The 23,733-nt window shown below is 71.8% G+C and carries 18 protein-coding genes; 9 read left to right on the top strand and 9 right to left on the bottom strand.

Annotated elements, in window-relative coordinates; all coding sequences use genetic code 11:
- Positions 1 to 66: 66 nt before the first annotated feature.
- Complete coding sequence (locus CR162_RS06955) at positions 67 to 768, bottom strand: endonuclease/exonuclease/phosphatase family protein (protein ID WP_099094819.1); 702 nt, start codon at positions 766 to 768, stop codon at positions 67 to 69.
- Positions 769 to 775: 7 nt separating this feature from the next.
- Positions 776 to 1,375 carry a hypothetical protein gene (locus CR162_RS06950; RefSeq protein WP_099094818.1) on the bottom strand — a complete coding sequence of 200 codons (600 nt, stop codon included), beginning with the start codon at positions 1,373 to 1,375 and terminating at the stop codon, positions 776 to 778.
- Between the two features lie 206 nt (positions 1,376 to 1,581).
- Here CR162_RS06950 and CR162_RS06945 point away from each other — a divergent pair, with 206 nt between their 5' ends.
- The 6 genes from CR162_RS06945 (at position 1,582) to CR162_RS06920 (ending at position 9,031) form a co-directional block, all read left to right on the top strand.
- On the top strand, positions 1,582 to 2,847 hold the full coding sequence (locus tag CR162_RS06945; RefSeq protein WP_099094817.1) for a Zn-dependent hydrolase: 1,266 nt from the start codon (positions 1,582 to 1,584) through the stop codon (positions 2,845 to 2,847).
- Positions 2,844 to 3,518 carry an orotate phosphoribosyltransferase gene (locus CR162_RS06940; protein ID WP_099094816.1) on the top strand — a complete coding sequence of 225 codons (675 nt, stop codon included), beginning with the start codon at positions 2,844 to 2,846 and terminating at the stop codon, positions 3,516 to 3,518. The genes CR162_RS06945 and CR162_RS06940 overlap by 4 nt, the downstream gene beginning before the upstream one ends.
- A 50-nt stretch (positions 3,519 to 3,568) precedes the next feature.
- Positions 3,569 to 4,006: a YqaA family protein gene (locus CR162_RS06935; protein WP_099094815.1), complete on the top strand. Its 438-nt coding sequence runs from the start codon at positions 3,569 to 3,571 to the stop codon at positions 4,004 to 4,006.
- 201 nt (positions 4,007 to 4,207) lie between these two features.
- On the top strand, positions 4,208 to 5,974 hold the full coding sequence (locus CR162_RS06930; protein WP_099094814.1) for a hybrid sensor histidine kinase/response regulator: 1,767 nt from the start codon (positions 4,208 to 4,210) through the stop codon (positions 5,972 to 5,974).
- Positions 5,975 to 6,559: 585 nt separating this feature from the next.
- Positions 6,560 to 8,107: a glycosyl hydrolase gene (locus tag CR162_RS06925; protein ID WP_099094813.1), complete on the top strand. Its 1,548-nt coding sequence runs from the start codon at positions 6,560 to 6,562 to the stop codon at positions 8,105 to 8,107.
- 231 nt (positions 8,108 to 8,338) lie between these two features.
- Positions 8,339 to 9,031, top strand: coding sequence for a DedA family protein (locus CR162_RS06920; RefSeq protein ID WP_099094812.1), 693 nt, complete (start codon positions 8,339 to 8,341; stop codon positions 9,029 to 9,031).
- Between the two features lie 6 nt (positions 9,032 to 9,037).
- Here CR162_RS06920 and eutC read toward each other — a convergent pair whose 3' ends face one another.
- The 3 genes from eutC to CR162_RS06905 all read right to left on the bottom strand — a co-directional run bounded on the left by eutC (position 9,038) and on the right by CR162_RS06905 (position 11,830).
- Positions 9,038 to 9,757 (bottom strand): ethanolamine ammonia-lyase subunit EutC, encoded by a 720-nt coding sequence (gene eutC, locus CR162_RS06915; RefSeq protein WP_099094811.1) that lies wholly within the window; start codon positions 9,755 to 9,757, stop codon positions 9,038 to 9,040.
- Positions 9,757 to 11,145, bottom strand: coding sequence for an ethanolamine ammonia-lyase subunit EutB (locus tag CR162_RS06910; protein WP_099094810.1), 1,389 nt, complete (start codon positions 11,143 to 11,145; stop codon positions 9,757 to 9,759). Before CR162_RS06910 ends, eutC begins: the two co-directional genes overlap by 1 nt.
- A gap of 133 nt (positions 11,146 to 11,278) precedes the next feature.
- On the bottom strand, positions 11,279 to 11,830 hold the full coding sequence (locus tag CR162_RS06905; protein ID WP_099094955.1) for a GNAT family N-acetyltransferase: 552 nt from the start codon (positions 11,828 to 11,830) through the stop codon (positions 11,279 to 11,281).
- Between the two features lie 295 nt (positions 11,831 to 12,125).
- Between CR162_RS06905 and CR162_RS06895 the strand changes: the two genes are divergently transcribed.
- On the top strand, positions 12,126 to 14,435 hold the full coding sequence (locus tag CR162_RS06895; protein ID WP_141563093.1) for a mechanosensitive ion channel domain-containing protein: 2,310 nt from the start codon (positions 12,126 to 12,128) through the stop codon (positions 14,433 to 14,435).
- Between the two features lie 71 nt (positions 14,436 to 14,506).
- Here CR162_RS06895 and CR162_RS06890 read toward each other — a convergent pair whose 3' ends face one another.
- Positions 14,507 to 15,748 (bottom strand): BaiN/RdsA family NAD(P)/FAD-dependent oxidoreductase, encoded by a 1,242-nt coding sequence (locus tag CR162_RS06890; RefSeq protein ID WP_281254958.1) that lies wholly within the window; start codon positions 15,746 to 15,748, stop codon positions 14,507 to 14,509.
- A 158-nt stretch (positions 15,749 to 15,906) separates the two neighbouring features.
- On the opposite strand from CR162_RS06890, the gene purU reads away from it, so the two are divergent.
- Entirely contained in the window at positions 15,907 to 16,833 is a 927-nt protein-coding gene (gene purU, locus CR162_RS06885; protein ID WP_245870178.1) for a formyltetrahydrofolate deformylase, read from the top strand.
- A gap of 24 nt (positions 16,834 to 16,857) precedes the next feature.
- Here purU and CR162_RS06880 read toward each other — a convergent pair whose 3' ends face one another.
- The 3 genes from CR162_RS06880 to CR162_RS06870 form a co-directional block, all read right to left on the bottom strand.
- The gene (locus tag CR162_RS06880; RefSeq protein ID WP_099094806.1) at positions 16,858 to 18,213 is read right to left on the bottom strand and encodes an NAD(P)/FAD-dependent oxidoreductase; all 1,356 of its coding nucleotides are present in this window, start codon (positions 18,211 to 18,213) and stop codon (positions 16,858 to 16,860) included.
- A gap of 139 nt (positions 18,214 to 18,352) precedes the next feature.
- Positions 18,353 to 21,520 carry an efflux RND transporter permease subunit gene (locus CR162_RS06875; protein ID WP_099094805.1) on the bottom strand — a complete coding sequence of 1,056 codons (3,168 nt, stop codon included), beginning with the start codon at positions 21,518 to 21,520 and terminating at the stop codon, positions 18,353 to 18,355.
- 4 nt (positions 21,521 to 21,524) lie between these two features.
- Complete coding sequence (locus CR162_RS06870; protein WP_099094804.1) at positions 21,525 to 22,703, bottom strand: efflux RND transporter periplasmic adaptor subunit; 1,179 nt, start codon at positions 22,701 to 22,703, stop codon at positions 21,525 to 21,527.
- A 98-nt stretch (positions 22,704 to 22,801) separates the two neighbouring features.
- Between CR162_RS06870 and CR162_RS06865 the strand changes: the two genes are divergently transcribed.
- On the top strand, positions 22,802 to 23,437 hold the full coding sequence (locus CR162_RS06865; protein WP_099094803.1) for a TetR family transcriptional regulator: 636 nt from the start codon (positions 22,802 to 22,804) through the stop codon (positions 23,435 to 23,437).
- Positions 23,438 to 23,733: the final 296 nt, after the last annotated feature.

The following is a 23,733-nucleotide window of genomic DNA, read 5'->3' as shown; positions in this document are numbered from 1 at the left end:
GGCGCACGGTTTCCGGGGCGCCCCGTTCCCGGGGCGCGCGGCCTGCTGCAGGCTCCGGCCGGCCCTTCAGCCGCCGGGCAGCGACACCCACGCCTTGAGCGGCAGATGGTCCGAGGCGCGCCGGGCCAGCGGCGTGTCATGCGCGCTGATGGCGGCGGCCAGGCCGGGCGGGTGCGACAGGATGCGGTCGAGCGCGAGGCGAGGCCGGAAGGCGGGAAAAGAGGGCGGCGCCGCCGGGTGGCCGAAGGCGGATCCGAGCACGCCGAGGGCCGAGCCGCCTGCTCGCCATTCGTTGAGATCGCCCAGCAGCAGCGTGGGGAGGCGGCGGCCGGAGCCTTCCCGCATCGCCTGGAGCAGGAGCCGCGCCTGGCGCCGCCGCTGGGCCGCGCCCAGGCTTAAATGCGCCGCGATGAGGCGGAACGGCCCGCCGCCCAGGTCCAGCTCCGCCATGATGCCGCCACGCGGCTGCATGCCGCCCAGCCGCAGCCCCTCGGGCGGGCGCAGCAGGGTGGCGTCCCGCCGCACCAGCACCACGTTGCCCCGCCATCCCTGCTGATCCGGCGCCTCCGCCACGCGCAGCGGCCGCAGCCCCAGTGCCGCCACCGCATCCTCCGGCAGCATGGGGCGGCCGCGCCACAGATAGTGCTGCGCCTCCTGCAAGGCGATCACGTCCGGGCGGATCTCGCCGATGACGGACAGGATGCGGCGGGGGCGGAACCAGCCGGCCGGGCCCCGCCCGCCATGGATGTTGTAGGTGGCGACCAGCATCGCCCGTTCAGCGGCAGGGACCGGGAAGGCGTGTGTCCCGCGAGGCTGGCGTCTCGCGCCACACGGCCCAGGCGGCGGCGAGGACGGTGCCGAGGGCGGTCAGCGCCACATCCGTCACGGTATCGAGCCGGTCGCCGATCAGCCCTGTCGCCCATTCGAACAGCTCCCAGCCCGCCGCCAGGGCGAGGCCGAAGGCGGCCACCGACCAGACCAGCCGGCGGGCCGGCCGGCAACGCCCATCCGCCCGCAGCATCGCGATGAAGACGGCACCGGCCAGCACGCCGTTGACCAGGTGCACCACCTCGTCATAGGGGCCGGGCCGGTAGAACCAGCCAAGGCCGTAGCCGGGGGTGGAAAGCAGGGTCGCCAGCACCGGTGTCGCGTCCAGCCAGCGGGGCAAGGCCCGCAGCCGGCGCGGCAGCACGGGCATGCGCTCGCGCGGCGGCAGGATCAGGCCCAGGCAGCCCAGCAGGGCGGCGGCGGTGCCGAGCGCCGCGCCCTGCCGGCCCAGCAGCCAGAGCCCGATGCCCGTGCCGGCCAGCAGGACGAGGCAGGCCCAGGCCAGGGCCGAGTGGTGCCGCAGGTCCTCCCGGGTCAGCAAAGACATGGCATGTGGTTCCGGCCCCTGTTCGCGCCCCGGCGCAGGGTGGCCGGGCGGAGCCTTAACGCGCGGCGCCGGCATTCGGTGCAGCCCGGGCCTTCCCGCGCGAACCGGCGCCTTGGAGAACGGGCCGGCCGACGCTAATGCCGCGCGGTGGTTCCGAAGGGGAGGGTCTTTGTGCGAGCAGCCGAGCGCAGCGCCATGGCGCCGCCATGCTGAGCCTGGAGGCGGAGCTTGACGGCCTGGCCGGCCGCCTGTTCGGCGCGCTGCGGGAGATGAGCTTCGACGGCGTCGGCATCACCCGCGAATGCTTCACGGACACGGAAACGGCGGCGCTGCGGCTGATCGAGGCGGAGGCGCGGCGGCTGGGGCTGGAAACCGAATGGGATGCCGGCGCCAATCTCTGGGCCACCCTGCCGGGGCGGGAGCCGGAACTGCCGGCCATCGCCTGCGGCTCGCATCTCGACTCCGTCCCCCAGGGGGGCAATTTCGACGGGGCGGCCGGCGTCATCGCCGGGCTGCTGGCGCTGGGGCGGCTCAAGGCCGAGGGCTTCGCGCCGCGCCGCTCCCTTCGCCTGCTGGCGCTGCGCGGCGAGGAAAGCGCCTTCTACGGGCAGGCTTATCTCGGCTCCTCCGCGCTGTTCGGCAGGCTGGGCCCGGCCGACCTCGCGGCGGTGAACGTGGCGCGCCCGCAGAGCCTCGGCGAGGCGATGGCCGCCACGGGCATCGACACCGGGCGCGTGGCGCGCGGCGAGGCGCTGATCGACCCGGCTGGCCTCGCCGCGTGGCTGGAGCTGCATATCGAGCAGGGGCCGGTGCTGGTGGCGCGGCGCATGCCGGCGGCGGTGGTCACCGGCATCCGCGGCAATCTGCGCCACCGGGCGGTGGAGTGCCTGGGCGAGGCGGGGCATTCCGGCGCCGTGCCGCGCTGGCTGCGGCACGACACGGTGTTCGCCGTGGCCGAGCTGATCACCCGGCTCGACCGCCACTGGCGCACGCTGCTGGAGCGCGGGCGCGACCTGGTGGTGACGGCCGGCATCCTCGGCACCGACCCGGCCGAGCATGCCCTGGCGCGCATCCCCGGGCGGGTGACCTTCTCGCTCGACATCCGCTCGCAGAGCCGGGAAACGCTGGAGGCGTTCTACGACCTGTTCCTGTCGGAATGCGCCGGCATCGCCGAGGAGCGGGGCGTGCGCTTCGACCCGGGCCGGCGGCTGGAGGCGGCGCCGGCGCGGATGGACGAGGCGCTGGTCGGGCTGCTGCGCGAGGAGCTGCGCGGCATGGGCCAGCCGGACGAGCCCATCCCCAGCGGGGCGGGGCACGATGCCGCCGTCTTCGCCCAGGCCGGCGTGCCGAGCGCCATGATCTTCGTGCGCAACGCCAATGGCTCGCACAACCCGAGGGAGGCCATGGAGATGGAAGACTTCCATGTCGGCGCCGAGCTGCTGCGCCGCGGCCTCGCGAGGCTGGCCGCATGAGCCGCGACAGCCACCGCGCCATCAGCGGGCAGGCCGTGGCGCGGCTGCTGCTGGCGGCGGGCGCCATCCGCGTCAGCGCGGCGCAGCCCTTCTTTCTTGCCGCCGGCTGGGCCAGCCCGGTCTATGTGGATTGCCGCCTGCTGATCGGCCGCCCGCGCTGGCGCCGCAGCGTGACGGACCTGGCGGCGGCGACCCTGGCCCGCGCCCCGGCCTGCGAGTTCGAGATGGTGGCGGGGGCGGAAACGGCGGGCATCCCCTGGGCCGGCTTCCTGGCCGAGCGGCTGGACCTGCCCTTGCGCTATGTCCGCCGCCAGCCGCTCGGCATCGGCCGCAACGCCCAGGTCGAGGGCGGGCCGGTGGAAGGCTGCTCGGTGCTGCTGGTGGACGACCTGATCACCGACGGCAGCAGCAAGACGGCCTTCGTGCGCGGCCTGCGGCAGGCGGGGGCGGTGGTGACGGATGCCTTCGCCATCTTCCACCACGCCCTGTTCCCCGGCAGCCAGCAGCGGCTGGACGACCTGGCGCTGCGCCTGCACGTGCTGGCGGGCTGGGAGGACCTGCTGCGGCTCGACCCGGGCGAGGGGATGGAGAAGGCCGAGCGCGCCGTGCTGGAGGCGTTCCTGGCCGATCCCGTGCGCTGGTCCGGCAGCCATGGCGGGCGCGAGGGGTGAGGCCGCCGCCGCCCCGCCTCCCGCGCCCCCGCTAGAGGCGGTTCCGCCGCATGCAGGACCTCGCGGCTTATGGCGGCCTGTTCCTGGCCGCGCTGGTCGCCGCCACCATCCTGCCGGCGCAGTCCGAGGCGGTGCTGGCGGGGCTGCTGCTGGGCGGGGAGCACCCGGCAGCGTTGCTGGTGCTGGTGGCGAGCCTCGGCAACATCGCGGGCTCCGCCATCAACTGGTGGCTGGGGCGCTCGCTGGAGCGCTTCAAGGGGCGCCGGTGGTTTCCCGTCTCCACGGCGGCGCTGGCCCGCGCCCAGGGCTGGTTCGGCCGCATCGGCCTCTGGTCGCTGCTGCTTGCCTGGGTGCCCGTGGTGGGGGATCCGCTGACCGTGGTGGCGGGGGTGATGCGCGTGCCCTTCTGGCGTTTCCTGCTGCTGGTGAGCCTGGGCAAGGCGGGGCGCTACAGCCTCCTGGCCTGGGCCGTCTCCGGCTTCGCCTGAGGGCGCGGCCTCCTCGCGCGGAACGAGTGATCAACCAGGGGTTACGCTCTCCATGATTGTCATGGCGCGGGCGTTGCTCTACCAGACATCCATGAAGTGTGACCAGCCTGCGCCGTCCCGTCGCGGCTTGGATACACGGGCATCCCACAGGGAGCGCGCCGGCGGCGAGAAACCGCGGGCCCGGCCAGGGCAGGCGCCGGCATGCCGTTGAGGCGGGCGCAGCGTATCGCCCTGGTGGCGTCGGTGCTGGTGCCGGCCAGCGTCTTCGCCATCGCGGCCTGGTGGAACCGGGCCGAGGTGCTGCGGGAAGGCGGCGACGCCATGACCCGGAGCGTGGCCGCGATGCACGAGCACGCCGCCAAGGTGTTCGACACGGCCGAGCTGATCCTCTACCAGGCCGAGCGGCATGTGCAGGAGATGGAGCCGCAGAGCATCGCCACGCCGGCGGTGAACGCCTATCTGCGGCGGCTCGTGGCGCCACTGGACCAGGTCGTGTCGATCTGGGTGGCGGACGCCCAGGGACAGGTGCTGGCCGGCAGCCAGAGCTGGGAGCGTGGCACCACCATCGCCGGGCGGGAGTTCTTCCAGGGCGCCAAGGACCAGGCGGAGCCGGGCAGCTATGTCAGCGCGCCCTTTGTCGGGCGGGCCACGCATGCGCCCTCCTTCGCCATCAGCCGGCGGCGCCTGTCCCTGGACGGGCACTTCATCGGCACGGTGCATGTGGCGATGGACCCGACCTACTTCGCGCAGTTCTACGCGCAGACGACGCCGCCCTTCCTGCGCTACGCGGCGCTGGTGCGGATGGATGGCACCATCCTCACCGCCCATGCGGCGCCGGAGCGGCCGATGCCGCTCACCCACTTCCCGGTCAATGGCCCGTTCCGGCCCCTCGTGCTCGGCCGGCCCGAGGGCCATGTGATCCACGCCACCTCCCCCTATGACGAGGCGGAGGCGATGTTCGCCTTCCGCCGCATCAGGGAGCAGCCCGTCTTTGTCGCGCTGCGCGCCGACATGGACAACCTGCTGGAGCGCTGGCGGCGCAACATGATCGCCTATGGCACCGTGGCCGGCGTCGCCTCGCTGACGCTGCTGATGACGGCGGGCATCGCCATGCGGCGCGCCCAGGCGGAGCGGGTGGCGCTGCAGCGCGCGGCGGATGAAAGCGCGCGGCGGCTGGCGATGGAGGAGCGGCTGCGGCAGGCGCAGAAGCTCGAGGCGCTCGGGCAGCTCGCCGGCGGCGTGGCGCACGACTTCAACAACGCCGCGGCGGTGATGCTCGCCGGCATCACCCTGCTGGAGAAGCGCCACGGCGCCGCCCTGGAGCAGCACGGCCCGGAGGCGGCCCGGCTGCTGGGGGCCCTGCGGGAAGGGGCCGAGCGCGGCGTCGCGGTGGCCCGGCGCCTGCTGGCCTTTGTCCGGCGGGAAGGGCTGCGGGCCGTGCCCATCGCGGCGCTGCCGCTGCTGGAGGAGGTGCGGGAGGTCGTCACGCCCACGCTCGGGGCCGGGCAGGTGGGCCTTTCCGTGCGGGGCGAGCCTGGCCTGCCGCCGCTGCTGGCCGATCGCGGGCAGCTTGTGACGGTGCTGATCAACCTCGTCCTCAACGCGCGCGACGCCATGCCGCAGGGCGGCAGCCTGGTGCTGGCCGCGCGGCGGGTGGCGGCCGGCGAGCCGCGGCCCATGCTGCCCGACCCGTCGGGCACGGATTCGGCCGAACTGCCGCCCGGATGCTTCGTCTGCCTGGAGGTGGCCGATACCGGGGTGGGGATGGACAGCGAGACGCTGGCGCGCGCCACGGAGCCCTTCTTCACCACCAAGCCGCCGGGCAAGGGGACGGGACTTGGCCTTTCCATGGCCTTCGCCTTCGCTAACCAGTCGGGCGGCGGGTTGCTGATTCGCAGCGCGCCGGGGCAGGGCACCACCGTCTCGCTCTGGCTGCCCTGCGCCACGGCGAACCAGCCGGCTGCTTAACGGCCTCCCCTTCCGATCCATAAGGTTGTGTAAGAGAAAAAATGTCGCCTCCGGCGAATTTTTTTGGCTGGGCAGGGGCTGGCGCCGCCTGTTCGGCGGGGGCGCGAAGCCTCCAGATCCTTCCTCCGGAGACAGGGCGCGGCAATCCGCCCGGGCGCGAGACACGTGCCTGATGGCCGTCTGGTCAAGGAATTTTCAGGGATCGGCATGTTCACCGGCCCTCGCAGGCATCCTGCCGGCGGCTGTCATGGCTTCCCGAAACGGTTCCCTGATCACAGACAGCCATTCCCCATCTAGGTGAAAGGGGCGGCAGATTTCCCAACCATCCGGAGTTCAAGTTTTGATCGAGTCTTGCGGCAGGAAAAGGAGTCTCATTGCCGTAAACGTTTCGCAGGTTTCATGGCAGAACACACAATCCGGTGCGCTCGACTTAATGTGAGAAAATAACTAGGGCTTTGGCATTCCCGGCGCTCCGCGGAGTTGCGCGGAAACGGACGGGAAAGCGCCACAAGATCGGAGATCTCCGAAAGATCCTTTGCCGCAAAAGGACAAGCGGAACTCCGGCGACGCTTCACAGGATTGAGAATGACCCTTCTCGGCGTTTATGTCGGAAACGAGACTTCGCAGCTCAAGAACTTCGAGAAATGGCTGGGCCGCGACACGGATGTGGTGCACGCCGTCGTCGGCGGCGCCAACTGGAAGGATTTCACCAGCAGCGCCGAATGGATGGCGGAGCGCCTCTGGAACACCACAGGCCGCGACCCGTTCTGGTCGGTGCCGCTGATCACCTATGACGGCGCCACGCTGCAGAACGCCGCCTCGGGGCAGTACAACGGCTATTACCGCGACGTGGCGCGCACCATCGCGGACGCGCAGTCCGGCGACGGGCCGATCTATGTGCGCACCGGCTGGGAGTTCAACGGCGACTGGTTCCCGTGGAGCGCGATCGGCAAGGAGGAGGCGTTCAAGGGCGCCTTCCGCGCCTTCGTCGAGAGCTTCCGCTCCGTCTCCGACCGCTTCAAGTTCGAGTGGAACGTCAACGAGGCCTATGGCGGCATGGACCCGGCCAAGGCCTATCCGGGCGATGGCTATGTCGACATCGTCGGCATGGACTTCTACTGGAACACCCGTTTCGCCGACAGCAATCCCGCCAAGGCGTGGGACAATGTGGTCAACCAGAAATACGGGCTGAAGTGGCACCAGGCCTTCGCGGACGCGCATGACAAGCCCACCGCCTATTCCGAGTGGGGCGTGATGACCGACGCCGCCAGCCCCTTCGTCAAGGCGGCGAAGGAGTGGTTCGACAAGCACGACGTGGTCTACCAGGTGTACTGGGACTCCAACGCGGCCTTCCCCGGCAAGCTCTCGGACAACAGCGACCCCACGACGGGCGACACCTTCCGCGCGCTGTTCTCGGGTGCCTCCGGCAGCGCCCCGGAATGGAACGAGGCGCCGCAGAAGCCGGCGGCCGGCACCCCGGCGGCCCCGCCCGCCAATGACCAGCCCTCCGGCGGCGGCGGCGGCGACGAATCCTCTGGCGGCGCCACCGTCTCGGCCGCGCCCACCAGGACGGCCTGGGGCAGCCGTGGCCAGGACAACTGGCAGGGCACGGACGGGAACGACAAGTACGATTCCCAGGGCGGCGGCGACACGATGCGGGGCGGCAGGGGCGACGACACCTACCAGATCTCCAGCGGCGGCGACCGGGTGGTCGAGAAGGCGGGGGAGGGCGTGGACACCGTCGTGACCTGGCTGTCCTCCTACACCCTGCCGGAGCATGTGGAGAACCTGACCTTCTTCGGCACCGGCTGGTCGCAGGGCACGGGGAACTGGCTTGACAACATCATCATCGGCAATGACAGCCAGAACCGGCTGCATGGCGCCGGGGGCGACGACATCCTGACCGGCGGCGGCGGGCGCGACACCTTCGTCATCGGCAAGGGCGAGGGCCACGACACCATCACCGACTTCCGCCGCGGCGAGGACCGGCTGGAGCTGAAGAACTTCGGCTCCAAGGTGGGCGTGTGGAATGACGGAGACAGCTGGAGCATCCGCGCCGAGGATGGCTCCGTCACCAAGCTGACCCTCGAGGGCGTGACCAGCCTCTCGGGCAGCGACTACCAACTGGGCTGAGGCCGGCGGCCGGGGGGAGGGATCCTCCTCCCGGCAAACCGTGCCGCGCCCCCGGCAAGACCAAACCGGCGGCGGAATTCAACCAAGCCTTGCAACTTCAAGCCATGACTTGGCCTTTGGGCGTGCCTTTTCTGTTTGTGAGGCAAAAAATTTCACGCCCGCGTGAGATTATGGTTCAACTCCTCTGTTAAATTCCCCATCGTTCGGCACTATGGACAGGGAGGGACATGCGTGGCCGAGTTCTGGGCGGATTGGGGGGCACTGGCTTATCTGGCGGCCGCGGCCTGGGCGTTCTTCGAGGGCGAGACATTCGTCATTCTGGCTTCCGCCGCCGGACACGCGACAGGGCTGATCGACCCCTGGATCCTGATGGTCTCGGTCTGGATCGGCTCCTTCCTGGGCGACCAGCTCTGGTTCACCCTGGGCCAGCGCTACGGCATGCGCGCCGTGCGCAAGATCCCCGGCGCGGAAAAGCGGATGGCCGCGGCGCTGCGCTTCCTGGACCGCTACGGCACGCTGTTCGTGCTGTCCTTCCGCTTCGTCTACGGGGTGCGGAACGTGGCCTCGGCCGCCTGCGGCATCGCCGGCATGAAGCGCATCCGCTTCGCCACGCTGAACTTCATCGCCGCGGGGCTTTGGGCCGCCTCCTTCGTGGCCGCCGGCTGGTTCCTGGTGGCCTGGCTCGGCGAGCGCAACACCAGCTATGCCCTGGCCGGAATCGGCGGGGCGGTGGTGCTCTACCTCATCTTCCGCTTCATCCAGCACCGCCGCCGCAAGGCCCAGGCCCAGCTTCAGGCCCACGGCTCGCCCCAGGCTCCCGTTCACGCCCCGGCCGAGCCGCACCCCCAGCCTGTGCCGCAGGGCCCCGCCTCCGCGCCACCCGCGCCGGAGAAGGGCCACACTTTCAGCCGCGTGGCGGTGTGAGGCGGCTCAGCCCGGCAGGAGAGGGTTCATCTCCTCCTTCAGCCCGACGCCGCTGAGCCCCCGCGCCAGCGCCTCGCGCGCCAGCCAGGCGAGCTTGTCCGCCGCCGCCGCGTGGTCCAGCCCGCCCCGGCCATGGATGTTGGAGATGCAGTTGCGCTCCGAATCCGCCCTGCCCGGACGGGGCGCGAAGGTCATGTAGACGCCGAGGCTGTCCGCCACGCTCAACCCCGGCCTTTCCCCGATCAGCACGACGCAGAGCCGGGCCCGCAATGCGGCGCCGATCTCGTCGCCCAGCGCCACGCGGGCCTGCAGCGCCACCACCAGCGGCGCCACACGATGGGGCCGCAGCCGCTCCAGCGCCGCCCGCAACAGGGCGGGGGCGTGGTGCTGCACGGCGGTGGCGGAAAGCCCGTCGGCCAGGATGAAGGCGATGTCGTGCTCGCCCGCTTGCAGCTTCGCCGCCTCCCCCGGCGCCAGCCGGCGGCCGAGATCGGGACGGCGCAGATAGGTGGCGCGGTCCGGCGCCGCGCTGCGCAGGGCGAGAAAGGAGAGGGGGGCGAGGTCGGCCGCCAGCCTGTCCAGGTCCAGCGGCGCGTGCACCGCGTCGCGCGCTTCCGCATGGGCCATCTGGAAGGCGAGCACGTCGCGCAGCGCCGGCGCGTCGCCCGCGCGGCCAAGGCCGATGCGCGCCCGGGTGGCCATCCGCAGCCGCTCCCACCCCGCCATCAGCCGGCCTCGATCAGCCCGGAAAGGCGGGCGGCGCCAGGGTCCAGCGCGCGCATCCGCCCCCGCGCGTCCAGCATCTCCATCCGCTCCAGCCAGCCCTCGAACTCGGGCGCGGGGCGCAGGCCGAGCAGGCTCCGCAGCGCCAGGATGTCGTGGAAGGACAGGCTCTGGTAGTTCAGCATGATGTCGTCCGCCCCCGGCACGGCGATCAGGAAGTTGACGCCGGCCGTGCCCAGCAGGGTCATCAGCGTGTCCATGTCGTCCTGGTCGGCCTCGGCATGGTTGGTGTGGCAGACATCCACCCCCATCGGCAGGCCGAGCAGCTTGCCGCAGAAATGGTCCTCGAGCCCGGCCCGGATGATCTGCTTGCCGTCATAGAGGTATTCGGGGCCGATGAAGCCCACCACCGTGTTCACCAGCAGCGGGCGGAAGGCGCGGGCCACGGCATAGGCGCGCGCCTCCACCGTCTGCTGGTCCACGCCGTGATGCGCCTCGGCCGAAAGGGCGGCGCCCTGGCCGGTCTCGAAATACATCACGTTGTCCCCCACCGTGCCGCGCTTCAGGGCCAGCGCCGCCTCATGCGCCTCGCGCAGCAGGGCGAGGTTCACGCCGAAGCCGGCATTGGCCTTTTCCGTGCCGGCCACGGACTGGAACACCAGGTCCACCGGCGCGCCGCGCTCCATCATGGCGATGGCGTTGGTCACATGGGTCAGCACGCAGCCCTGGATCGGAATCTCGTGGCGCAGCCGCAGCCGCTCCAGCATCTCGGTGAGCGCGATGCAGTTGGGGATGTTGTCGGTGGCCGGGTTGATGCCGATCACCGCGTCGCCGCTGCCGAGCAGCAGCCCGTCCAGCATGGCGGCGGCGATGCCGCGGGGGTCGTCCGTCGGGTGGTTGGGTTGCAGGCGGCTGGCCAGCCGGCCCTCCAGCCCGAGCGTGTTGCGGAAGGCGCTGACCACCCGGCACTTCCGGGCCACCGCGATCAGGTCCTGGTTGCGCATCAGCTTGGAGACGGCCGCCACCATCTCCGGCGTCAGCCCCGGCGCCAGGGCGGCGAGGGTGGCGGCCTCCGTCTCATGGGCCAGCAGCCAGTCCCGCAGGCCGCCCACGGTCAGGTGGCGGACGGGGGCGAAGGCGGCCTCGTCATGCCCGTCCAGGATCAGCCGCGTCACCTCGTCCCGCTCATAGGGGATCAGCGCCTCGCTGAGAAAGGCGGCGAGCGGCAGCTCGGCCAGCGCCATGCGGGCGGCGACGCGGCGGGCATCGCTTTCCGCGGCGATCCCCGCCAGCTCGTCGCCCGAGCGGCGGGGGGAGGCGGCGGCGAGCAGCGCCCTGAGGTCCTCGAAGCGGTGGCGCTCGCCACCGGCCAGGCTGGTGCGGGTCGTCATGCGCGGCCTCCTCGGGGCTCATGCTGCCATGGCCCCCGCGCGGAGCGCAGCCAACAAAGCGCGCGGAGCGCAGCCAACAATGTGCGCGGCCCGCTTTTGGCTCCCCGCATGTGGCAAAGGCAGGGAGGCGCCGTCACGCCGGCTCGCTGTCCGGCGGCGTGGCGTCGCCTTTCCCCAGAGCCCGCTGGAGCAGCACGGAATCCAGCCAGCGCCCATGCTTGCGGCCGACGCTGCGCAACGTGCCCACCAGGGTGAAGCCCATCGCCTCGTGCAGCCGGATGGAGGCGAGGTTGTCGCTGTCGCCCACCACGGCGATCATCTGGCGGGCGCCGCGCGCCGCGCAGGCCTCGACCAGCGCGCCGAGCAGCAGGCGGCCGATGCCACGCCCCGCGGCATCGGCCCGCACATAGACGGAGTTCTCCACCGTGTCGCGGTAGGCGGCGCGGGGGCGGTAAGGCCCGGCATAGGCGTAGCCCAGCACCGCGCCATGCTGTTCCGCCACCAGATACGGCATGTTCAGGGCCCGCAGCGCCTCGAAGCGGCGTCGCATCTCCGCCAGGTCGGGCGCGGTTGTCTCGAAGGAGGCGCAGCCCTGCCGCACATGATGGCCATAGAGGGCCGTGATGGCGGGCAGGTCGGCCTCGGTGGCGGGGCGCAGCAGGGTGGTGTCGGGGATGGTGTTCATGGCGAGGCGCTCCATGCAAGTGCCGGGCCAGCAGGCGTGCCGCGCCGGGAGGAGCCGCCGGGCGCCGCCTTTCTGGACCGCGCGGGCCTTGCCGGCACCGGGCCGGGCAGCGTATCGCAGCGCACCCGTTCCGTGCCGGGGGAAAAGGCGCGCGAACACGGCCCTGCGCGCCGCCGGAACCATCTCGGCCTTCGCGCGCGGTGCCGGCCAGGGGGGAGGCGGTGGCGCAACCCCCCGCACCGGGCCGGCATTCCCCCCTGACCCGACGCCACCGACCAGGAGTGAAGGAATTGCCGTGCCTGGAATTCAACGACTGACCGGATGGCTGGGCATCGCGCTGCTCGCTCTTGGCCTGGGGCTGCCGCTCGCGGCCCAGGGCCAGGGTCCCGCCGCGCCCGCCACCACGCCCGCCACCACGCCCGCCGGCACGCCCGCTGCGGCGGCTCCAGCGGCGGACCCCGTGGCGGCGCTGGACGGCATTCTCGCCACGCTGCGCAACGACGCGGACCGCGCCGCCTTCGTCACCCAGCTTGAGCAGTTGCGGGCGAGCCTCGCCGCGCGGACGCAGGCCGCGCCCAATGCCGCCGCGCCCGCCACCCCCGCCGAGGCGGCCGATCCTCCGCCGGAGGCGGGGCTGCTGGGCGCCGTGGCGGCGGGGCTGACCGATGTCGGCCAGTCAGTGCGCGAGCATGTGGAAGGCGGCACGCTCAGGCAGCGCTTCGCCGCCGCCGGCGAGCAGCTGGCGGGACGGCTCGGCACGGCCTGGGAGGAAGGCGACGTGCTGCGCTTCCTGCTCTGGGCGGGAGGCGGCTGGGGCCTGGCGGCGGCGCTGCTCTACGGGCTTTCCGCGTTGCCCTGGCTGCGGCCGCGCCGCGATGCCGAGCGCTTCCATCCCGAGAGCCGCGCCGATCTCTGGCGCACCGCCGGGCTGGAGGCCGCGCGCCGGCTGGCGCCGCTGGTGCCGGCCACCATGGTGATCTTCGGCTGGACGGCCATGGTGCCCGGTGGCTGGCAGGAAGCGCGGCTGTTTCTGGCGGTGGCCACGCCGTTCCTGCTGGGCGCGCTGGTCTGGCGGCTGGGCTATCCGCTGTTCTTCCTGCTGGGGCCGCTGCGGGGCTGGCAGATCGCCCGCTATGCCCGGCGCCGGGTGCTGCCCTGGCTGGTGGCGCTGGCCGCCCTCGCCGCCGCCAGCTCCAACCTGCGGGATGCCGAGCTGCGCTGGATCATCGGGCCGGACGCGGCGCTGCTGGCCGGCCTCGCGGTGGACGCGGCGCTGGTGGTCGTTTCCGTGCTGTTCGTGCTGCGCCGGCGCCGCGCCGTGCGCCGCCTGCTGGTGGACAGCCGCACCGAGGCCGCCACCGGCAAGGGCGGCACCTTCCGGGCCGTGGGCCGCACCGTGGCCGATTACTGGCACTTCCTGGCGCTGATCCTGGTGGCGGGCCATGTGATCTCCCGCCTGCTGGGGCTGGGCCAGGGCGCCTTCCTGGGGCGCGCGCTGCTCAGCATCGGCATGATCCTGCTGGTGATCACGGTCACCTTCGCGCTCTCGGGCATGCTGGCGCGGCTGACGGAGGCCATGCAGCAGGGCCGTGGCAGCCTCGCCCGCCAGCTCCAGGGCCGCTACCTGGCGCTGCTGCGGCAATTGCTGCGCGTCCTCGCCACGGTGGCGGTGGCGGTGCTCTGCCTGCGGCTCTGGAACTTCGACATCCTGGCCTGGATCTCGGGCGGCATCGGCTTCGCCATCTTCCGCCCCATCGCCTCCATCGCGGTGGCGGTGCTGGTGGGCTGGGTGATCTGGATCACGCTGGACACGGCGGTGGAACACGCGCTGACGCCGAGCGATTCCGCCGGCCGCCCGCGCGACCACAGCACCCGCGCCCGCACCCTGCTGCCCATGCTGCGCAACTTCGCCTTCGTGGTGCTCTGCGCGCTCACGGTCATCGCGATCATGAGCAACCTCGGCATCAACGTGGCGCCGCTGCTGGCCGGCGCGGGCGTGGTCGGCCTCGCCATCTCCTTCGGCTCGCAGCAGCTCGTGCAGGACGTCATCACCGGCCTGTTCATGCTGATCGAGGACACCATCGCCATCGGCGACACCATCGACACGGGCGACCGCGCCGGCACGGTGGAGAGCGTCACCATCCGCACCGTGCGGGTGCGCGACGGCGACGGCGCGCTGCACACCATTCCCTTCAGCCAGATCAAGGCGCTGAAGAACCGCTCGCGCGGCTTCGGCGTGTATACGGTGAAGGTGGTGGTGGGCTACGACACCGACCTCGACCGGGCCATGAAGATCATGAACGAGGTGGGGGAGGAGCTGCAGAACGACCCGGCCCTCGGCCCCAACATGCTGGGCGGGCTCGCGATCTGGGGCGTGGACCAGTTCACGCCGGACGGCATCACCATCCTGGGCGGGCTGCGCACCCGCGCCCTGCAGCAATGGAGCGTCGGCCGCGCCTTCAACCTGCGGCTGAAGCAGCGCTTCGACCGCGAGGGCATCGCGCTCACGCCGCCGCGCCCCTCGCTGGTCATGCCGGCGCGCGGCGCCTGGCCGGAGCCGGAAGCGGGGCCGGACTCCGGTACCGAGGCGCGGCAGCCGGCCTGAAGCGAGGGCCGGGGTGCCGCTGGCTCGGCGCCCCGGCCCTTCCTCAGCCGCCCTTCCTCAGCCGCCCTGCCTCAACCGTGGCGGGCCTGCCCCTCCAGCCAGCGGGCGGCGCCCAGCCCGGCCTGCCGCCCCGTGGCGAAGCAGGCCTGGAGCAGGTAGCCGCCCGTGGGTGCCTCCCAGTCCAGCATCTCGCCGGCGGCGAAGAGGCCGGGGCGCTCCCGCAGCATCAGCCATTCATCCAGCGCCGCGAGGCGCAGGCCGCCCGCCGAGGAGATGGCCCGCTCCAGCCCCTGCGGCGCGACCAGGCGCAGCGGCAGCGCCTTCACCAGCCGTGGCAGCTCGGCGGGCGGCGCCCCGGCGTGCAGCGCCTCCTGCAACAGCCCGATCGAGACGGGAGGCAGCGCCAGCGCCTTGCGCAGGAAGGTGGAGAGCGACTGTCCCCGGCGTGGCATGGCCAGGCGGCGCGCCACCTCGCCGGCATCGAGGTCGGGGCGCAGGTCGAGAAGCGGCACCGCCACGCCTTCCCGGGCGATGGCCTCCCGGAGCGGCGCGGACAGCGCGTAGACCGCGCCGCCCTCGATGCCGTCGCGGGTGATCACCGCCTCCCCGCGCACGGCCTGTTCCCCGAAACGCAGGGCGATGCGCTTCAGCGGCGTGCCCGCGTGCCGCGCCACGAACGGCTCCGACCATTCGGCGCGGAAGCCCATATTGGCCGGCCGCAGCGGCGCCACCGGCAGGCCGGGCAGGGCGGAGACCCAGCTTCCATCCGCGCCGAGCCGGGGCCACGAGGCGCCGCCCAGCGCCAGGACGGTGGCAGAGGGGCGCAGCGATGCCTCGCCCTCCGGCGTGCGGAAGCGCAGCGCCCCATCCGGCGCGAAGCCCAGCCAGTCATGCCGGAGCCGGATCTCGGCGCCCAGCGCGCCGAGCCGCGCCAGCCAGGCGCGCAGCAGCGGCAAGGCCTTCATGGCGCGCGGAAAGACCCGGCCCGAGCTGCCGGTGAAGACCGGCTGGCCCAGCCCCTCCGCCCAGCGCATCAGCGCCTCGGGCGGGAAGGCGGCGATGAGCGGCGCCAGGCGGGTGGCGGCCTCGCCATAGCGGGCGAGAAAGCCGGGCAGGGGCTCGCTGTGGGTGAGGTTCAGCCCGCCTCGCCCGGCCATGAGGAATTTCCGCGCCACGGAGGGCATCCGGTCGAACACCACGACGCGGTGCCCGGCGCTGGCCAGGGTTTCGGCGGCCATCAGCCCGGCCGGCCCGGCCCCGAGCACGGCGGCCCAGGGCGGGGAGGTCTCGGGAGGCGAGGAGGGTTCGTTCAACACGCCCGCCTTATAGCGCAGGCACGGCGCCGGAGGCATTTCGCGCGGGCGCGTCGCGCGGCGTTCCTGCTGCCCGCGCATTTTGCGGATTGGCAGGGCTCCTCCCAGCGCATAACCCAGCAGTTTCCCGACCGGAACCGCAGAGCACGCCCCCCGCGATGACCCTTCCCATCCCCACCGGCCAGAGCCGGGACAGCCAGAGCCGGGACAGCCAGAGCCTGGTCAAGATCCGCACGGACCATGTGCTGACGCTCACCTGCGCCAACCGCCCCGGCATCGTCGCCGCGGTGGCCACGGCGCTGTTCGAGGCGGGCGGCAACATCCAGGAGGCGCAGCAATTCGACGACACCGCCACCGGCCGCTTCTTCATGCGCGTGGTGCTCGACGTGCCGCCCGCGGTGGAGGCGGAGGCGCTGCGGGCGGCGGTGCAGCCGGTGGGGGAGCGCTTCGGCATGCAGTGGATGCTGCGCGAGCGCGCGGCGAAGCGCCGGGTGATGCTGCTGGTGAGCCGCTTCGACCACTGCCTGGCGGACCTGCTCTACCGCTGGCGGATCGGCGAGCTGCCGATGGAGCTGACCGGCATCGTCTCCAACCACCCGCTGGAGACCTACGCGCATCTCGACTTCACCGGCGTGCCCTTCCACCACCTGCCCGTGACGCGCGCCACCAAGATGGAGCAGGAGGCGGAGATCTGGCGCCTGTTCCAGGAGACGCGCTCGGAGCTGATGGTGCTGGCGCGCTACATGCAGGTGCTGTCGGACGGGCTGGCGGCGAAGCTGCCCGGGCGCTGCATCAACATCCACCATTCCTTCCTGCCCGGCTTCAAGGGCGCGCGGCCCTACCACCAGGCGCATGCGCGCGGCGTCAAGCTGATCGGCGCCACCGCGCATTTCGTGACCGCCGACCTCGACGAGGGGCCGATCATCGAGCAGGACGTGGAGCGCATCAGCCACCACGACACGGCCGAGGACCTGGTCCGCAAGGGGCGCGACATCGAGCGCCGCGTGCTGGCCCGCGCCATCACCTTCTTCCTGGAGGACCGGGTGATCCTGAACGGCAACAAGACGGTGGTGTTCACCGGCTGAAGCGGGCCGGGGCCGGGCGCGGCCTCATTCCAGCCGCACGCCGGGGGTGCTGGCGCGGCGCAGCAGGTCGGAGGCCCAGAACAGGAGGGAGCGCCAGAAGCCGTGCAGCGCAAGCTGGTGCTGCCGGTAGAGCGAGGCGTAGCTGAGCTGCGCGACCCGCCCTTGGATGAAGGTGCCGCCCCCCAGCAGCCCGCGCCGGCCGAGGCTGCCAAAGGCGTTGTAATGGCCGATCGCCACCAGCGCGCCCCGGTGCCGGTAGGCGAATTCCGGCAGCGGCCGGCCGTCCAGCAGGGCGGGTATGGCACGCGCCAGGTGCCGGGCCTGCTGCTGCGCCACCTGCGCGGTCGCGCCGAGCGGCCGCTCCTGCCCGGCGGGGACGAGGAAGGCGCAGTCCCCCATGGCGAAGACGGCATCGTCGCGTGAGGTCTGCAGGGTGGGGCGCACCACGAGCTGGCCGTTGCGCTGGCTTTCCAGCCCGTCCAGCCCGTGCAGGAAGGCGGGCGCGGCGACGCCCGCCGCCCAGACCGTCAGCCGGGCGGGGATGCGCCGCCCGTCCTTCAGGGCCAGCCCCTCGGCATCCACCGAGACAACCTGGGCGCCGGTCAGCACCGTGACCTTCTGCCGCTCCAGCTCCTGGCGGGAGGCTTCCGCCACGCGCTCGGGCAGGGCGCCCAGGATGCGCGGCGCCGTCTCCACCAGGGTCAGGCGCAGCCGGTCCCGCAGGCCGGGGAAGCCATAGGCGGCCGCGAGGTCGAGCGCGGTGTTGATCTCGGCCGTCAGCTCCACCCCCGTGGCGCCCGCGCCGACGATGGCGATGTCGAGCGACGCGCCATCCGCCGCGGCGAGGCAGCGGATCACCTCGGTGCGAAGCGCGGTGTTGAAGTCCTCCGCCTGGTCGCGGCTGTCGATGAAGTGGCAGTGCTCGCGCACGCCGGGGATGCCGAAATCATTGGCGCGGCTGCCCACGGCCAGCACCAGCAGGTCGTATTCCACGCTGCGCGGCGGCAGCACCTCGGTGCCGGCGCGGTCGCGCAGCGGGCCGAGCCTCACCTGCCGCGTTGCGCGGTCCAGCCCCACCATCTCGCCGGGCAGGTAGCGGAAGCCGTGCCGGCTGGCATGGACGACGAAGCCCAGCTGCTCCTGCCCCGTGTCCAGCGTGCCGGCGGCCACCTCGTGCAGCAGCGGCTTCCAGATATGCGCCGAATCGCGGTCGATCAGCAGGATCTCGGCGCGGCGGCGGCGGCCGAGGGCACGGCCCAGCCGGGTGGCCAGATGGACGCCCCCCGCGCCGCCGCCCACGATGACGATGCGGGCCGGCACCGCCCGCGCCGGCGCGGGATCGACCGAGAGCGGGCGGGGGGAGGCATCGGGGCCGGGCATGCGCGCGTCTCCATACGGCGAGGGGGCGCCACGCAGGATGGCGCCCCCTCTTCTGTCCTGCTGTGCGGGGTGAACCGGCGGGATGGGGATGAGTTGCCCCGCCAGCCCGCCCTCAGTGCCCCGTCCCCGGTGCCCCGCCTCAGTGCGCGGCGGAGCCGTGTCCGCCAGCGCCGGCCTCGGCATGGCGGCCGCGGCCGAAGCGGCGATGCGTCGCCTCGCGCATCTTCTGGAACACGACGTAGAGCATCGGGATCAGGAAGATGCCGATGGTGGAGGCCGCGATCATGCCGGCGAAGACGGGGGTGGAGACGGCCCGCCGCGCCAGCATCGAGGCGCCGCTCGCCCAGACCAGCGGCACCAGGCCGAGGATGAAGGCGATGGAGGTCATCATCACGGCGCGGAAGCGCAGGCGTGCGCCGAGCTCGGCCGCCTCCAGGATCGTGTGCCCCGCCTCCCGCTGCTCCTTGGCGAACTCGATGATCAGGATGCCGTTCTTGGCCGCCAGCGCGATCAGCACGACGAGGCCGATCTGCGCGTAGAGGTCCATCGACAGCCCGGCGAGCGAGATCGCCCAGACGCCGGCCATGATGCCCACCGTGACGGAAAGCAGGACCGGGATCGGGATCACCCAGCTCTCATACAGCGCCACCAGGAAGAGGAAGGCGAAGAGCACCGCCAGCGCCAGGATGTAGACCGTCTGGCCCTGGGCCTGCCGTTCCTGGAAGGCGGTGCCGGTCCACTCGAAGGTGTAGCCGGCGGGCAGGGTGTTGCGGGAGATCTCCTCCATCGCCTGCAGCGCGGCGCCCGAGGAAACGCCCGGGGCCGGGCTGCCCTGGATGGTGATGGAGCGGTAGTTGTTGTAGCGCGTGATGGTCTGCGGCCCGACCACCGTGCGCACGGTGGCGATGGCGCGCAGCGGCACCATGACGCCGCGCGAGTTGCGGATCTGGATCTTCCACAGATCCTCCTCGCTGCGCCGGTCCTCTGCCTCGCCCTGCACCAGAACCTGCCAGGTGCGGCCGTAGAGGTTGAAGTTGTTCACGAAGCTGCTGCCCAGCGTGGATTGCAGCGCCGCGAACACGTCCGTCATGGTGAGGCCCAGCGCCTGCGCCTTCTCGCGGTCGATGTCGAGGTAGAGCGAGGGGGCGCGGGCGGAGAAGGTGGAGAACACCTGGGTCAGCCGCGGGTCCTGGTTGGCCGCGGCCAGCAGCCCGCCCATCACCTGGCCGATCTGCACCGGCTCGGCGCCCTCCAGGCTTTCCAGCTGGTACTCGAAGCCGCCGCCGGTCGAGAGGCCGATGATCGGCGGCAGGTTGATCGGGATGATCTGCGCGCCGCGGATCTGCTGGCTCTCCATGAAGATCCGGCCGATCAGCGCCTGCACGTTGTCGCCCGGCCCGGTGCGCTCGGAGAACTCCTTGAGCTGCACGAACATGGTGGCGGCGGAGGAGGAGGCGCCGCCGTCGAGCAGCGAGAAGCCGACGATGGCGATGGCGTCGCGCACCTGCGGCAGGTCCTTCAGCCGGTTCTCCAGCTCCGCCACCACGGCGCTGGTGCGCGGCTGCGCCGCGCCGTCCGGCAGCTGGAAGGCGATGATGAAGGCGCCCTGGTCCTCGGAGGGGAGGAAGCCCTGCGGCACCTTGCCGGCGATGGTGAAGGCGCCGAAGCCGAAGGCGCCGACCAGCACGACGCTGACAATGGCCAGCCGCAGCAGCCGCCGCACCAGCCCGGCATAGCCGTCGCGCACATTGTCGATGCGCCGGCTGATCCAGCCCATGATGCCGCGCCGCTCGCCGCCATGGCGCATAAGCACGGCGCAGAGGGCGGGGGAGAGGGTCAGCGCGTTGATCGCCGAGATCACCATGGCGACCGAGATGGTCACCGCGAACTGCCGGAACAGCACGCCCGAGAGGCCGGGGATGAAGCCGATCGGCACGAAGACAGAGAGCAGCACCAGGGTGATGGCGATGATCGGCGCGGTGATCTGCGCCATCGCCTTCTTGGTGGCCTCGGCCGGCGAGAGCTCCGGCTCCTCCTCCATCACCCGCTCGACGTTCTCGACCACCACGATGGCGTCGTCGACGACGATGCCGATGGCCAGGACCATGGCCAGCAGCGAGACGGTGTTGGCCGAGTAGCCCATCACCAGCAGCACCGCGAAGGTGGTGATCAGGCTGACCGGCACCGCGATGATGGGGATGATGGTGGCGCGCAGGCTGCCGAGGAACAGGAACACCACCACGCCCACCAGCACGAAGGCTTCCACGAGCGTCTTGATGACCTCGTGGATGGTGTCGGAGACGAAGATGGTGGTGTCGAAGACGGGACGGACGCTCATGCTCTCCGGCATGCGGGTGCGCACGCGGTCGAGCGTCGCGCCCACGGCGGCGGCGGCGTTCACCGCGTTGGCGCCGGGGGCGAGGTAGATGCCGATGCCGACGCCGTCCTGGCCGTTCAGGCGGGTGCTGACGTCCTGGTTCTGCGGCCCCATCTCGACCCGCGCCACGTCCCGCACCCGCAGCAGCGAGCCGTCGGGGTTGGCGCGGATGACGATGTCGCCGAACTGCTCGGGCGTGGACAGGCGGCCCTGGGTGCGGACGTTCATCTGCAGCGCCTGGTCGCTCGGCACCGGCTGGGCGCCGATGCGGCCCGCCGGCGCCTGCACGTTCTGGGTGCGGATGACGTTGATGATGTCCGAGGGCGAAAGGTTCAGGCTGACCAGGCGCTCCGTGTCGAACCAGATGCGCATGGCGTAGTTCTGGCGCGAGAACAGCGTGGCCGAGCCCACGCCCGGGGTGCGCGAGATCTCGTCCAGGATGTTCAGCGTGGCGTAGTTCGTCAGGAACAGCGGGTCGTACTGCCCCGCCTCGTCGGCGTAGAGGAACAGCACCTGCAGGATGGAGGAGGACTGCTTGCGGACCTGGATGCCCTGCTGCTGCACCTCCGTCGGCATCAGCGACATCGCCGCCTGCACGCGGTTGTTCACGTTGACGGTGTTGATGTCGGCGTTGCTGCCCAACGTGAAGCTGACGTTCAGCGTGTAGCTGCCGTCGCTGCCGCTGTTGGAGCGCATGTAGATCGAGTTCTCGACGCCGACGACCTGCGCCTCGAGCGGCTGGGCGACGGCCTGCTCCACCACCTCGGCCGAGGCGCCGGGGTAGGTGGCGGTCACCTGCACCTGCGGCGGCACGATGTCGGGGAACTGCGAGACGGGAATGCGCGCGAGCGACAGCGCGCCCGCGATCGTCATCACGATGGCGATGACGATGGCGAGGCGCGGGCGCTCGACGAAGATTGCAGAGAACACGCGATCAGCCCCCCTGGCGCTGCGCCGAGGCGCCGCCCGGCTGCTGGCCCGGCTGCTGGACTGGCGCGGGGTTCACCTCCGCGTTCGGCCGCACGCGCTGCAGGCCTTCCGCCACCACCTGCTCGCCTTCCTTCAACCCCTCCGAGATGACCGCGAGGGTGGGGGTGGACTGCGAGCCGAGGCGCACGGCACGGCGCTCGGCCTTGTTGCCCTGGCCGATCACATAGACGAAGTCGCCCTGCTGGTCGGTGCTCACCGCCACGCGCGGCACGGTCAGGAGCTGCACCGGCTCCACCGCCTCCAGCACCACGGTGACGAACTGGTTGGCGGTCAGCTCGCGCCCGGCGCCCGGGTTGCCGGCGATGGGCGGGTTGGGCATGCGGCCGCGTACGGCGATGCTGTCGGTGTCCTGGCCGACGCTGACGTCGATGAAATCGAGCTTGCCGGCCTGGCCGTACATGCGGCCATCCGGCAGGCGCAGCTTCACCGTCACGGCGTTCAGCCCGCCCCGGCTCGCATAGCGGTCGCGCAGTTGCAGCATGGTGCGCATCGGCACGGTGAAGGAGACATACATCGGGTCCTGGCTGACAATCACCGCCAGGGGGCCGGAGGAGAGGGCCACCACATTGCCCGGCGTCACCGCCGCGCGGCCGATGCGGCCCGAGATGGGGGCGCGGATCTCGGTGTAGTCGAGGTTGATCTGCGCCTGCCGCTCCTGCGCCTGGGCGGACAGCACCTGCGCCTGGGCGCTGCGCTGCGCCGCCAGGGCGGTGTCGACGGTGGAGCGCTGGCCGGCCACGGTGTTGAGCAGGGCCTGGGCGCGGTTCAGCGTCACATTGGCGTTCTGGAGCTGGGCCTCGGCCTCGGCCACGCCGGCACGGGCGACCTGGAGCTGCGCCTCGAAGGGGCCGCGCTCCAGGCGGAACAGCAGGTCGCCCTGCTTCACCTCCGCGCCCTCGTTGAACTCGCGCTTCTCCAGGAAGGCCGTGACGCGCGCCATCAGCTCCACCCGGTCGGTGGCCTCGACACGGCCGATGAACTCGTTGGTCTCGGTGATGGCGCGCTTGGCCACCGGCGCGACCCCGACGGCCGGCGGGGGGCCGCCGGGCATCTGGGCCAGGGCGGGGCCGGCCAGCAGAAGCAGGCCAAGAGCGGCTATCCCGCGACGATGCAGGAGCTGCATGGATCCTCCAGGGAAGTGTTCCGCGGCATGGCCTGCGGCTTGTAAAGATACCTTCAAGTATGTATATAAAGGACAGTAACACAGCTACAAGGTTGGAAATGGCGCGACGCACAAAACAGGAAGCCGACGAGACGCGCGAGGCTCTCCTCGACGCGGCCGAGCAGGTCTTCCTGGATCGTGGCGTCGCCCGTGCCTCCCTCGACGAGGTGGCCCGCGTGGCGGGCTGCACCAGGGGGGCGGTGCATTGGCATTTCCGTGACAAGCTGGGCCTGTTCCTGGCACTCGACGAGCGCCTCGTCCTGTTGCAGGACGAGGTGAAGGACCGCCTCTGCATCGAGGAGGATGGATCGCTCCAGTCGATGGCCTGCGCCATCACCGCCGCCATGAAGGATTTCGAGGAGAACCCGCGCCGGCGGCGCCTGCTGACGATCATGCTGCAGCGTTGCGAGTATGTGGCCGAGATGGCGCCCGCCCTGCAGCGCCGCCGCCAGGCCGATACCGAGATCCGCGAGACGCTGCGCCGGCGCTTCCAGGAAGTGGCCGAGCGCGGCGACCTTTCGCCAGCCTGGCCGCCCGAGCGCGCGGCCCTGTTTCTTTATGCGCTGATCAGCGGCTTGCTGCATGAATGGTTGCGTGGCGAGGCGGACTTCACCCTTTCGGGAGAAGTGAGCGACGCCATACGGTCCTTCCTGGACTGCGTCGCCGCCCGGCCCGTTTCCGGAGGAGAGAAATGATGCGGAGCTTCCTGCGAATCGGCCTTCTGGCGGGCCTGCCCTGCCTGGTCGCGGCCTGTGGGGCATCAGGGGGCGGGGCATCTGGCGAGGCGGTGCCCGGCGTGCCAGCCGGCAGCACGCTGAGCGCGGTGCGGGGCGAGACGGGCGGCCTTGCGCCGCTCCGCCCGGAGCCGGGCAATATCTGGGCGGACGGATTGCAGGCGGAGACGCCGCCCCGTGCGCCCTGAACGCGCTCCGTGACCCCGATGCCCTGCCGATTCCCGATGAAGGTTGTCCGCCCATGAAAGTGTTTTCTC

The organism is Teichococcus rhizosphaerae, from assembly GCF_002631185.1.
Lineage (GTDB): Bacteria > Pseudomonadota > Alphaproteobacteria > Acetobacterales > Acetobacteraceae > Pseudoroseomonas > Pseudoroseomonas rhizosphaerae.
The sequence above is the reverse complement of the archived record's forward strand: the minus strand, read 5'-3'. Positions and strand labels throughout refer to the sequence as shown.